Genomic DNA, 11,881 nt, shown 5'->3' with positions numbered 1-11,881 from the left:
CCTTGTCCGAGCCGTACTTGTCCTCGTCCTTGGAGTCCCAGCTCTTGTCGGAGCCGTGCTCGTCCTTGGACTCCCAGCCCTTGTCCGAGCCGTACTTGTCCTCGTCCTTGGAGTCCCAGCTCTTGTCGGAGCCGTGCTCGTCCTTGGACTCCCAATCCTTCTTGTCCTCGTCCTTGGAGCCCCAGTCCTTTTCGTCGCGGCTGTCGTCCGCGTCCTGGCCGTGCTCCTCGCCCTTCCAGTCCTTGCTGCCCTCGTCCTCGTCCTCGTAGGCGTCGGCGGCGGCGCCGCCACCCTGGCCGCCGGACTTGTCCTTGTCCTCGGCGTCCTTGCCCTTGTCGTCCTTGCCCTTGTCGTCCTTGCCGTGTTCGTCCTTGCCGTTCTCGTCCTTGCCCTCGTGGTCCTTGCCCTTGTCGTCCTTGCCGTGCTCGTCCTTGCCCTCGTCGTCCTTACCCTCGTCGTCCTTGCCGTTCTCGTGGTCGTAGGAGTCCTCCTCCTCGCCCCACTCGCGGTCCTCGCCCCGGTCTTCGTCGGCCGGCTTGAGCTTGACCTTGCCGGTGACCTTGGACCACACGAACGCGTGCTCCTGCCGATCCGGGCAGATCTCGAGGAGCTTGATCTCTTCGCCGGCCTTGACGACGTGCGGCTTGGCGTAGACCTTGCCGTCCTGGTCCCTGCCGTCGTCGTGGCCGTTGGCGTAGGCGATCCCCGGTGCGAACACCAGGAGCGACGCGCCGCCGAGCGCGGCGCCCGCAACGACCTTCCCGAGCATCTTCTTAGCCATGACCTGCGTCACTCCATCCCTGTTGTCCTGAGCCCGGCGACAACCGAGCTAAGACCGACGTTAGACCGTTTCATGACTTATGAAGTGAAAGATTCGCGTTTTGACCTTTGGCCGGGTAAGAGGTGAAGGGGTGCTACGCGGCTTTCCGCGTACGGCGCGTCATCTCTGGCACCGCGACGCCTTGCGGGCGTCCCAGGGCGTTCGGTGTTCGGCGTGCCGGACCGCTGCGGCCATCCGGTACTGCCGGCCGAGTCTCGGACGTGCCGCTCGGGCGAACTCGGGGGTATCGTCCGAAACGGCCCAACGGCGAACAGCGCCCCACGCATCGAGCCATTGCCATGGAAGCGCTCCCATGCAAGAATCGGCGCACGCGGTTCGGGGAGCCACACCGCGCAGGCAGGCAGTCGAGGGCACCCGGTTCACCGGGGCGACATCCCGCCGCCAATCGACCGGCTTCGCGCTGGTCGTGCACCACCACCACCATCGCCCGTCCGGGTCGGGCGTCCCCGAAAAATCCCGTTGGCGCCGGCGGCCGTCCGTGCAGGACGCCCACCGGGCCGTCTCGCCGGGCCGTACGTGGGCCCGGTCTCGCCCAAGGAGATCAGTGGCATGAATGTGTGGAGAAGGCTGTCCGGCCAACGCCGGGCCCTCGCGCTCGCCGGCGCGGGTGCCCTGGTCGCCGGTGGGTTGGTAACGATCCCGGTCACGGCGGCGCAGGCCGCGACGCAGTGCGAGATCGGCTACACGACGAACGACTGGGCCGGCGGCTTCACCGCGAGCATCACCGTCAAGAACCTCGGCGACCCGGTCAACGGCTGGACGCTGGGTTGGACCTTCCCCAACTCCAGCCAGCGGGTGCAGCAGGGTTGGTCGGCCGAGTTCAGCCAGTCCGGCAGCCAGGTGACCGCCAGGAGCATGTCCTACAACGGCACCCTCGCCGCCGGCGCGTCGGCGAACATCGGCTTCAACGGCGCCTGGAGCGGCAGCAACCCGAAGCCGACCTCGTTCACCCTCAACGGCGTGGTCTGCAACGGTGGCACCACCCCCACCTCGGCGCCGCCGACCAGCGCGCCCCCCACGAGCGCGCCCCCCACTAGCGCGCCGCCGACCAGTGCGCCGCCGACCAGCGCGCCCCCGACCAGCACGCCGCCGGGCGTGAAGGTGGACAACCCGTACGTCGGGGTGCCGGGTTACGTGAACCCGGAGTGGAAGGCCAAGGCGGACGCCGAGCCGGGCGGAAGCCGGGTCTCGAACAACCCCACCGCCGTGTGGCTGGACCGGATCGCCGCGATCAACGGCACCCCGGACAGCAGCTCCAACGGTGCCTTCGGGGTGCGGGAGCACCTGGACGAGGCGCTGCGCCAGGGCGCCGGCTACATCCAGTTCGTGATCTACAACCTGCCCGGCCGGGACTGCTCCGCGCTCTCCTCCAACGGTGAGCTGGGCCCGAACGAGCTGCCCCGGTACAAGGCCGAGTACATCGACCCGATCGCCGCGATCCAGGGTGACGCGAAGTACCGCAACCTGCGGATCGTCAACATCATCGAGATCGACTCGCTGCCGAACATCGTGACCAACACCTCGGGTCAGCCCGGCGGCACGGTCATGTGTGACACGGTCAAGGCCAACGGCGCGTACGTGAACGGTGTCGGCTACGCCCTGGCCAAGCTCGGCGCCATCGGCAACGTCTACAACTACATCGACGCCGGCCACCACGGCTGGCTCGGTTGGGACAGCAACTTCGGCCCGAGCGCCGAGATCCTGAAGACCGCCGCTGTCGCCTCCGGCAGCACCGTCAACAACGTGCACGGCTTCATCACCAACACGGCCAACTACTCGGCCCTGCAGGAGCCGTACTTCAAGGTCACCGACAACGTCAACGGCCAGACGGTGCGGCAGTCCAAGTGGGTCGACTGGAACTTCTACGTCGACGAGCTGTCGTTCGCCCAGGCGTTCCGGACCAAGCTGGTCTCGTTGGGCTTCAACTCGAACATCGGCATGCTGATCGACACCTCCCGCAACGGTTGGGGCGGCTCCGCGCGGCCCACCGGGCCGGGCGCGATGACAAGCGTGGACACCTACGTCAACGGTGGTCGCATCGACCGCCGGGCCCACCTCGGCAACTGGTGCAACCAGGCCGGTGCCGGTCTCGGTGAGCGGCCGCGGGCCAACCCGGCGGCGGGCATCGACGCGTACGTCTGGGTGAAGCCGCCGGGTGAGTCGGACGGCTCCAGCAAGGAGATCCCGAACAACGAGGGCAAGGGCTTCGACCGGATGTGTGACCCGACCTACGGCGGCAACGCCCGTAACGGCAACAACCCGTCGGGGGCCCTGGGCGACGCGCCGATCTCGGGTGCGTGGTTCTCCGCCCAGTTCCAGGAGCTCATGCGCAACGCGTACCCGGCGCTCTGACCGGATCGCGATCGTAACCACCCGCCGCCGGCAGTAGGTGAGGCACTGCCGGCGGCAGGTCCCCCGGGTCCCCGATCCGACCGTCAAGGTCGGGTCGGGGACCCCCCCTGTGCCCGATCAGGGCACGGTGCGCTCGATTGCCGCCCGACCCTGCTCGGCCAGATCACGGCGGGCCTTGTCCAGGTTCTCCGGGGTGAGGTCCTGCCCGCGGGCCATCACCAGATCCTCCGGCTCCCAGGGCTGCTCGGCACCCGTGCGGATGTTGTCGCCACCGGCCCCGGTGCCCGTCCCGGTCGCCCCGGTACCGGCGCCGTACGGGTCGCCGATCAGCTCGTCGGTGTCCGGAGCGAGGTCGTCCGGCCGGCTGCGAGGCTCGGCGAACCCGGGGGTGTCCCGGTCGGGGCCGCCGCCGGTCCGAAACTGCGGGACGGTGGCGTCGTCGTCCACCGCCGCGGCCACCTCCGGGCTGTCCTCCAACGGCGGTTGCCGATCGCGATCGGTCATGGTGGTGCCTCCTGTGTCCGACACGTTGCCTGCTTCCCCCGGCGTACCCCCTCGCGCCGGGCTCATGCCGAAGAGCCGGGCTCGTGCCGCGAGGGCCGGGCTCGTGCCGCGAGGGCCGGGCTCGTGCCGCGAGGGCCGGGCTCGTGCCGCGAGGGCCGGGCTCGTGCCGCGGGCCGGGCTCGTGTCGAAGGGGCAGCCGTCAGGTGCCGGGTTGCTGCTCGTTGGGGGCCGGCGGCTCCGCCGGACGCCGCCACTGCCAGAGCAGCATGAGCAGGCCGAAGACGAGCATCACCAAACCGGCCCACAGGTTGATCCGGACACCCTGGGCCTTGTCGATCTCGGCGGCGCTGTCGAAGAGGCCGATCAGCGTCACGATGACCCCGTACGCCACGAAGAGACCACCGATCACCCGACGGATGTCGAACAACCGGGCGGCGGCCGAGCGGCGCTGCTCCTCCTGCGTCTGGTCGATCAGCGGGTCCTGTGCCGGCTGGCCGTCGTTGCTGCTCATCTGCCGACTCCTTTCCTAGAAGACCGGGATGTAGAAGAGGGCGGCCAGCGCGACCGCGATCAGACCGAGCAGCACGGGGGAGCGGTACCAGACGGCGTCCCCGGCGAGCACGTCACCCTTGATGTCGACGCCGCCCGTGCCGTAGACCAGCCCGCGCAGCTCCTCGTCGCGCTTCGGCGCGGTGAGCGGGGTGATGATCGCGGCGACCACCACCGCCGTGACGAAGGCGAGGCCGGCACCCCAGAAGCTCTCCTCCAGGTCGGAGTTGAAGTCGATCACGCCGCCCTTGTAGAGCAGGTAGAGGCTCAGCGACACGAGGGTGCCCAGCAGCAGCGACCAGAAGCCGGCGAGCGCGGTCATCCGCTTCCAGAACATGCCGATGATGAAGGTGGCGAACAGCGGCGCGTTGAAGACGGAGAAGAGTGCCTGGATGTAGTTCATGATGTTGCTGAACCCGGCCGCGATGAACGCCGTGCCGATGCCGACCACCACGGCGGCGACCGTCGCCCACCGACCGATCCGCACGTAGTAGTCGTCCGGCCGGTCCCGACGGATGTACGCCTGCCAGATGTCGTAGGTGAAGACGGTGTTGAAACCGCTCACGTTTGCCGCCATGCCGGCCATGAACGAGGCCAGTAGGCCGGTGACCGCGACGCCGAGCACGCCGTTGGGGAGCAGGTCGCGCATCAGCAGCGGGATCGCGTTGTTGTACTGCAGGTCGCCGCTCTCCGCCCCCAGGCCCTTCACCGTCACCAGGGCCACCAGGCCGGGGATGATCGTGACCAGGGGAATGAACAGCTTCGGGTACGCGGCGATGATCGGCGTACGCCGGGCGGCGCTCATGTTCTTCGCGGACAACGCCCGCTGCACCTCGGCGAAGTTCGTCGTCCAGTAGCCGAAGGACAACACGAAACCGAGGCCGAAGACGATGCCGATCCACTGCGCGCCCAGCGGGTTGGCGGTGCTGCCGGTGTCCTGCCAGGCGTGCAGGCCCGCCTCGCCGAGCTTGGAGTCGCGTACCGCGTCCATCAGGCCGTTCACCCCGCCGACCTTGACCAGACCGATCACGGTGACCGGGATGAGGCCGGCCAGGATGACGAAGAACTGGAGCACCTCGTTGTAGATCGCGCCGGTCAGACCACCGATGGTGATGTACGCCAGCACGATCGCCGCGCCGACCACGATCGCGGTCCAGAGCGGCCAGCCGAGCAGCGCCTGCATCACCAGGGCCAGCGCGTAGAGGTTCACGCCGGCGATGAGCACCTGGGCGACGGCGAAGCTGAGCGCGTTGAGCAGGTGGGTGGGGCGGTTGAACCGCAGCCGCAGGTATTCCGGCACGCTGCGGACCTTGGAGCCGTAGTAGAAGGGCATCATCACGATGCCGAGGAAGACCATCGCCGGCACCGCGCCGATCCAGTAGTAGTGGACCGTCATGACGCCGTACTGGGCGCCGTTCGCGGCCATACCGATGATCTCCAACGCGCCCAGGTTCGCCGAGACGAAGGCGAGCCCGGTCACCCAGGCCGGTAGGGATCGGCCGGAGAGGAAGAAGTCGACGCTGGTCCGGATCGCCCGGCGCGCGGCGATGCCAACACCGAGGACGGTGACGAAGTACAGCGCCAGAATCAGGTAGTCCAGGCCGTTCATGTTGAGCCGGAGACCGTCGCCGTCCATTCCGTCACCCCTCGTCCTGCGGTCCGCGCTGCTTGCTGCGCGCGCGCCGTATTACCCCTCCGCGGACGGTTTCACGCCTCGACGTCTGTTGAGTTGGTTTCGGGCGAATCGGATGGTCGCGCGGGTGGTCCCACAGGGCGAGGGGCGCCCCGACCAACCGGCCGGGGCGCCCCTCGGAGCGTCGTTCAGCGACCCAGTACGCGGTCCAGGAAGTCCCGGTAGTTGCGTACCGCCATCCGCAGTTGCTCGGTGTCGGCCGAGCCGGCGTCCTGCCACCCGCCCAGCGTGTTCTTCTGGGCGGCCAGCGCCGAGGAGAGAGCCTGGATGGCCTCCTCCACCAGCGACTGCGCCTCGCCGGCCGCCGCGTGCGGATCATCGACGAAACGCAGCTGCACGTCCCGCCAGCGGTCCCGGAAGCCCTGCGCGGTGTCGGTGTCCAGGAGTGTCGCCGGCTCGGCCGCGACGGTCGACCCGGCGGGCCGCGATGTCCCGGCGGCCCCCAACGACGTGCCGTCGCCCTCGGTGTCGACCGGCTCGCCGTCCGCGTCCGGGTCGACCATCTCCGGGGTCGCGCTGCCGTAACCGGCGGCACCGGCGGCCACCGCGTCCGGGTCGGTCCCCGGCGGGGCGTCCCGGCGGTGCAACTCGGCCGTGGGGTCGGCCCGCAGGCCCTCACGCTCGCCGTCCTCGGCGCCGTCGCCCGGCTGGGCCGTCCGCTCGGCCCTGGGGTCCGGCTGGTCCTGCGGGTTGGGGCTGGCCAGTGCCGAGGCCGCCACCGCGTCGGCCACCGTGGTGGCACCGAACGTCGTGGGCAGTGGCCCCGGCTCGTGGAAGCCCACCTCGTCGGCCGAGCGGTCGTCCCGCCGGTGGCGCGGGTCGGAGTCGTCGGCGTGCTCGTCGTCGACCGGGTCGTACGGGGCGTCCCGGTCGGTGTCGTCGACTCGTGCGGTGTCGTCGGCCCAGGCGGTGCCGTCGGTCCGTTCGGCGTCGTCGGTCCGTTCGGCGTCTTCGGCGCGCGCGGTGCCGTCGGTCCGCTCGCCGGGGGCGGTCCACTCGTTCGAGGCGTCCCGCGCGTCGGAGGCGTCCCGCTCGTTCGGGACGGTCTGGTCGTCGAAGGCGTCCCGGTCGTCCAGGGCGTCCTCCGGGACGTCCGAGTGGCCGGCCCGGTCGCCGGTGGGTGGTACCGGGACGGGCGCGGACCGGACGGCCTCCGGGTGGTCGTTGCTCACCTGCTGCTCTTCCTGGCGCATCGGGGGGGCCTCCTCAGCGGCTCGTGGAGTCGTGGTCCGGGTGGTGGCGCTGTTCGGGCGTACGGTGGCCGACCGGCTCCTCGCCGAGCAGATCGGCGAAGAGTGCCCGGTAGTGCACGACCGCCTGCCGCAGCTCCTCGGTGCTGGCCTCGCCCCGGGAGTTGCGCAGGTGGATGTCGTGCGCGTCGCGGTAGTTGGTAAGGGTGCGAGCGTGCTCGACGGAGAGATGGGCGATCTGGTCGGAGAAGTCCCCGGTCGGGTAGCCCTGCTCCTCGATGAGCCGGGTGACCAGAGTGTCGGCGTCGCCAACCGTCTCGCCGGGCGAGTCGATGAAGCGGACCTGGAGTTCCTCCCAGGCGGCGCTGTAGCGGGCCCGGGACTCCGGGCTGAGCGGGGTGAGCGTGAGCTCGGCGTGCCGGCGTTCCCGGTCGCGCAGTTCGCGCTCCGCGGCGGACCGGCTGTCCTGCTCTTCCACCACCCGGTCGTACTCCGGCCCGAACCGGTCGCGCAGCGCGCGACGGCGGCCGAGCGACCGGACGGCCACGGCCAGCACCGCGACGATCACGAGCACGACGAGCACGATGACGATTACCTGCGTTGGCGACATGGGCTCCTCCTTCGTCACCTGGTATTCCCTCCGCGCACTGATCGCCAATCCCCATCCGGGGTACTTTCTGGCCGGCTTGCGTCCGAGAGTGGGGGAGAGGTGCTGTTCGAGGGGCCACCGCCCCGCCAACCGGCGCAGACCTGATCCAGTCCAGAAAGCGTGCCGGCCCGGGTCGATCGGGAGCGCATCCGCCGTGGTCCGGTGAGGCGCATCCCGGAGCGTCGATGTCCGCGCGACGGGCAGTAGTGCATCGGCCCCCGATTACGTATCCTGCCCAAGGCGCCCGCGCCGGTGTCCGGCGTCACGCCGGGCGTACCGCCGGCCGAAGCGTTGCCCGGCGGTGCCGGCACCCCTCCTGCCACCCCTGTACGGGCGAGGTCTGATGAGAACCCGCGACTGGCCGATCCGCTCGAAGCTGACCGCGTTGGTCGTCGCGCCGGTGACCGCGCTCCTGGCGCTGTGGATCTTCGCGACCACGCTTACCTTCGGCCCGGCCCTGGGCCTGCTCTCCGCCCGCACCCTGCTCTACGACCTGGGTCGCCCCGGCGAGGTCGTGGTCACCGAGCTGCAACGGGAGCGGCGACTCTCGGTGGTGCAACTCGCGGGCACCACCCGGCTGCCCGTCCTGGCCGAGCAACGGGAGCGCACCGACCGGGCCGTCGCCGAGCTGCGCCGCCGCGTCGACGGCGAAGCCCTGCGCGACGCCGCCGACGATCCGCTGGAGGCCCGGATCGACCACCTGGTCACCGCCCTGGCGGCGCTGCCGGCCGGCCGGCAGTTCATCGACGACCGCAGTCTGGACCGCAGCGGCGTGATCGGCCTGTACAGCGGCATGGTCACCGCGGCCTTCCAGGCGTTCTCCGCGATGGCGACCCTCGACGACCCCGACCTCAACCGGCAGGCCTTGGCGCTCACCGCGTTGGGCCGCTCCCGGGAGCTGCTCGGCCAGAGCGACGCGCTGCTCACCGGCGCCCTGAGCACCGGACGGTTCGCGGAGGGGGAGCACACCCAACTCGTGCAGACCATCGGCAACCAACGGTGGCTCACCGACAACGCCGTGGCCGACCTGCCCGAGACCGCCCGGGTCGCGTACCAACGGTTGACCGAGGGCGAGGCGTTCACCCGGCTGCGCACGATGCAGGACGCGCTGCTGGTGGCCAACCGTTCCGGCCGACCGCCGGTCGACGCGGCGGCCTGGCAGGCCAGCCACGACGCGGTGCAGCAGCAGTTGCGCGACTTCGAGCTGGCCGAGGCCGACGGGCTCACCGACCGTTCCGTGCCGATGGCGGTACGCATCCTGGTGCGGCTCGCCGCCGCCGGTGTGCTCGGGCTCGTCGCCGTGGTGGTCTCGGTGCTGGTGGCGCTGCGGCTCGGCCGCACGCTGGTCCAGCGCCTCAGTGGCGTCCGCACCGCCGCGCTCGAGTTGGCCGAACACCGTCTCCCGGACGTGGTGGCCCGGTTGCGTCGTGGCGAGCAGGTCGACGTCGCCCGGGAGGCACCGCCACTCGAGTACGGCCACGACGAGATCGGCGAGGTCGGGCGCGCCTTCACCGAGGTGCAGCGCACCGCCGTCCAGGCCGCCGTGGACGAGGTCACCCTGCGTCGTGGGCTCAACGAGGTCTTCCTCAACATCGCCCGCCGGAGCCAGAGCCTCGTGCACCGCCAACTGCACCTGCTGGACCGGATGGAGCGCCGCGCCGAGGACCCGGACGAGCTGGCCGAGCTCTTCCAGGTCGACCACCTGGCGACCCGGCTCCGCCGGCACGCCGAGGACCTGGTCATCCTCGCCGGCTCCGCGCCCGGCCGGGGTTGGCGCAACCCGGTCGCGATGGTCGACCTGATCCGCGGCGCGATCTCCGAGGTCGAGGCGTACGACCGGGTGGACATCACCGGCGTGCAGCCCGCCGGCGTGCTGGGTCGGGCAGTCGGCGACGTCATCCACCTGCTCGCCGAGCTGGTCGAGAACGCCACCGCCTTCTCCCCGCCGGACACCCGGGTCACCGTCGCCGGGGAACAGGTGGCCAACGGCTACGCCCTGGAGATCACCGACCAGGGGTTGGGCATGTCCGACGCGGCCCTGGAGACCGCCAACACCCGGCTGGCCAGCTCGCCCGAGTTCGACCCGGCGCAGAGCGCCCGGCTCGGCCTGTTCGTCGTGGCCCGGCTGGCGGCCCGGCACGGCGTACGGGTGCGGTTGCGCCCCTGGAAGCAGGGCGGGATAACCGCAGTGGTGTTGATCCCCGCCGACCTGGTCACCGCCGAGCCGCCGGCCGGACCCGACCCCGCCACGCTGCCCGCCTCGTCGGCCGACCCGGCCCGGCGGCTGGCCCGCCCGACTCGTCGGGTCACCGCGCCCCGCACCCGCCCGCCCACGGCGCCGCGCGCCGTCGCCGCACCGTCCGCCCCACCCACCGGTGCACCGACCTCGGGCCTGCCGGCGGGTGACGGGCCGGGTGACGCGGGGTCGGCAGTGGACGACGAGCTGGACGGTCTGCCCCGGCGGGTACGCCGTCGTGCCCCCGCCGCCGCCCAGCCCCGGTCGACAGTCGCCGACACCCCGGCGCCCCGCTCCCCGGAGGAGGTGCGCCGGGTGATGGCGGCCCTGCAGGCCGGCACGGCGCGCGGACGCGCCACCGTCACCACCCCGGCCGCTCCGGCGACGCCGACAGCGCCCACCGGACCGGCCGCCCCGGGCAGCCCGGTGACGCCCCCCGAACCCCCGACCGTGACTGAGAGGGACGCCTAGTGCGGCATTCGACGAAGCAGAGCGCCGGCCTGGACTGGCTGCTCGACGAGCTGGTGCAACGGGTGCCGGCCGCCCGGGAGGCGGTGGTGCTGTCCGCCGACGGTCTGCTGCTCGGCTGCTCGGCCGAGTTGGAGCGCTCCGACGCGGAGCACCTGTGTGCGCTCGCCGCGGGCTTCTCCAGCCTGGCGCGGGGCGCCAGCCGGCACGTGGACGGCGGCCCGGTCCGGCAGACGGTGGTCGAGATGGAGTCGGCGTACCTCTTCGTCACCGCCGCCGGACAGGGCGCCTGCCTGGCGGTGGTGAGCGACGCCGACGCGGACATCGGGTTGGTCGCGTACGAGATGGCGATGCTCGTCATCCGGGTGGGGGAGAGCCTCGCCGTGCCGGCCCGGTCGTCGACGGGAGCCGGTGATGCGGGCTGAGCCCCCCGGGCCGCACCACGAGTGGCTGGACGGCGAGGCCGGCCCGGTGGTGCGCCCGTACACCCTCACCAAAGGCCGGGTACGCGGCGCCGCCGACGGTTTCGACCTGGTCGCGTTCGTGCTCGCGGAATCGGACGTCGACGCGACGGGCCATCCGCACCTGCTCCCGGAGCATCGACGGCTGATCGCGCTGGCCCTCCGGCCGGTGTCGGTGGCCGAGTTGGCAGCCGAACTGGACCTCGCGGTCGGTGTGGTCCGGGTACTACTCGGTGATCTCCTGGCCGAGGGCCTGGTCGCGGTGCACGAGCCGCCGGCCGCCGGAATTCTTCCCGACGACGACATCCTCAAGGCGGTGGTCAGTGGACTCCGTGCGCTATGACCATACGGGCACCGGCACCACCATCCCGCTGGCACTGAAGATCCTCATCGCGGGAGGCTTCGGGGCTGGCAAGACGACACTTGTCAGTGCCCTCAGCGAGGTGCGCCCGTTGCAGACCGAGGAGGTGTTGACCGGCGCCGGGATCGGCACCGACGACGTCTCCGGGGTGGAGGGCAAGTCGACCACCACGGTGGCGATGGACTTCGGGCGGATCACCATCAACGACGACCTGCAGGTCTACCTGTTCGGCACACCGGGCCAGGATCGGTTCTGGTTCCTGTGGGACGAGTTGGCCTTCGGCGCGCTCGGCGCGGTGGTGCTCGCCGACACCCGGCGGCTCGCCGACTGTTTCCCGTCCATCGACTACTTCGAGCAGCGTGGCATCCCGTTCGTGGTGGGCGTGAACTGCTTCGACGACTCCCGCCGGTTCAACCTGGAGACCGTACGCCGGGCACTCGACCTGGACCCGGACGTGCCGATGGTGCTCTGCGACGCCCGCGACCGGCAGTCCGGGAAGATGGTGTTGATCTCCTTGGTCGAGCATGTCGCCCGGCAGCGCGGGGAGCCGGTGCCGACGGCCTGAGATCCGGCCGGC

The 11,881-nt window shown here is 71.1% G+C and carries 10 protein-coding genes and 1 pseudogene; 5 read left to right on the top strand and 6 right to left on the bottom strand.

Going from position 1 to position 11,881, the window contains the following annotated elements:
• A pseudogene (locus tag ACGFH8_RS30710) lies at window positions 1–781 on the bottom strand (hypothetical protein); the annotation flags it as partial.
• Between the two features lie 609 nt (window positions 782–1,390).
• On the opposite strand from ACGFH8_RS30710, the gene ACGFH8_RS30705 reads away from it, so the two are divergent.
• The gene (locus tag ACGFH8_RS30705; RefSeq protein WP_393373982.1) at window positions 1,391–3,193 is read left to right on the top strand and encodes a glycoside hydrolase family 6 protein; all 1,803 of its coding nucleotides are present in this window, start codon (window positions 1,391–1,393) and stop codon (window positions 3,191–3,193) included.
• Window positions 3,194–3,310: 117 nt separating this feature from the next.
• Here the strand turns inward: ACGFH8_RS30705 and ACGFH8_RS30700 are convergent, their stop codons facing one another.
• From ACGFH8_RS30700 to ACGFH8_RS30680, 5 genes are all read right to left on the bottom strand, one after another.
• Entirely contained in the window at window positions 3,311–3,697 is a 387-nt protein-coding gene (locus ACGFH8_RS30700) for a hypothetical protein (RefSeq protein WP_393373980.1), read from the bottom strand.
• A gap of 199 nt (window positions 3,698–3,896) precedes the next feature.
• Window positions 3,897–4,208, bottom strand: coding sequence for a hypothetical protein (locus ACGFH8_RS30695; RefSeq protein ID WP_393373978.1), 312 nt, complete (start codon window positions 4,206–4,208; stop codon window positions 3,897–3,899).
• Between the two features lie 15 nt (window positions 4,209–4,223).
• Window positions 4,224–5,882 (bottom strand): sodium:solute symporter family protein, encoded by a 1,659-nt coding sequence (locus ACGFH8_RS30690; protein WP_393373976.1) that lies wholly within the window; start codon window positions 5,880–5,882, stop codon window positions 4,224–4,226.
• 185 nt (window positions 5,883–6,067) lie between these two features.
• Window positions 6,068–7,132 carry a hypothetical protein gene (locus tag ACGFH8_RS30685; RefSeq protein ID WP_393373974.1) on the bottom strand — a complete coding sequence of 355 codons (1,065 nt, stop codon included), beginning with the start codon at window positions 7,130–7,132 and terminating at the stop codon, window positions 6,068–6,070.
• Window positions 7,133–7,145: 13 nt separating this feature from the next.
• Window positions 7,146–7,739, bottom strand: coding sequence for a hypothetical protein (locus ACGFH8_RS30680; RefSeq protein WP_393373972.1), 594 nt, complete (start codon window positions 7,737–7,739; stop codon window positions 7,146–7,148).
• Window positions 7,740–8,121: 382 nt separating this feature from the next.
• Here ACGFH8_RS30680 and ACGFH8_RS30675 point away from each other — a divergent pair, with 382 nt between their 5' ends.
• The 4 genes from ACGFH8_RS30675 to ACGFH8_RS30660 are packed head-to-tail and all read left to right on the top strand — an operon-like array spanning window position 8,122 to window position 11,869.
• Entirely contained in the window at window positions 8,122–10,485 is a 2,364-nt protein-coding gene (locus ACGFH8_RS30675; RefSeq protein ID WP_393373970.1) for a nitrate- and nitrite sensing domain-containing protein, read from the top strand.
• Window positions 10,485–10,907: a roadblock/LC7 domain-containing protein gene (locus ACGFH8_RS30670; protein ID WP_393373967.1), complete on the top strand. Its 423-nt coding sequence runs from the start codon at window positions 10,485–10,487 to the stop codon at window positions 10,905–10,907. The genes ACGFH8_RS30675 and ACGFH8_RS30670 overlap by 1 nt, the downstream gene beginning before the upstream one ends.
• The gene (locus ACGFH8_RS30665; RefSeq protein WP_393373965.1) at window positions 10,897–11,286 is read left to right on the top strand and encodes a DUF742 domain-containing protein; all 390 of its coding nucleotides are present in this window, start codon (window positions 10,897–10,899) and stop codon (window positions 11,284–11,286) included. The genes ACGFH8_RS30670 and ACGFH8_RS30665 overlap by 11 nt, the downstream gene beginning before the upstream one ends.
• On the top strand, window positions 11,267–11,869 hold the full coding sequence (locus ACGFH8_RS30660; protein ID WP_393373962.1) for an ATP/GTP-binding protein: 603 nt from the start codon (window positions 11,267–11,269) through the stop codon (window positions 11,867–11,869). The genes ACGFH8_RS30665 and ACGFH8_RS30660 overlap by 20 nt, the downstream gene beginning before the upstream one ends.
• Window positions 11,870–11,881 lie beyond the last annotated feature (12 nt).

Origin of the sequence: Micromonospora sp. NPDC049175 (genome assembly GCF_043197345.1) — a bacterium.
Lineage (GTDB): Bacteria > Actinomycetota > Actinomycetes > Mycobacteriales > Micromonosporaceae > Micromonospora.
This window is presented reverse-complemented; position numbering and strand designations above follow the sequence as displayed.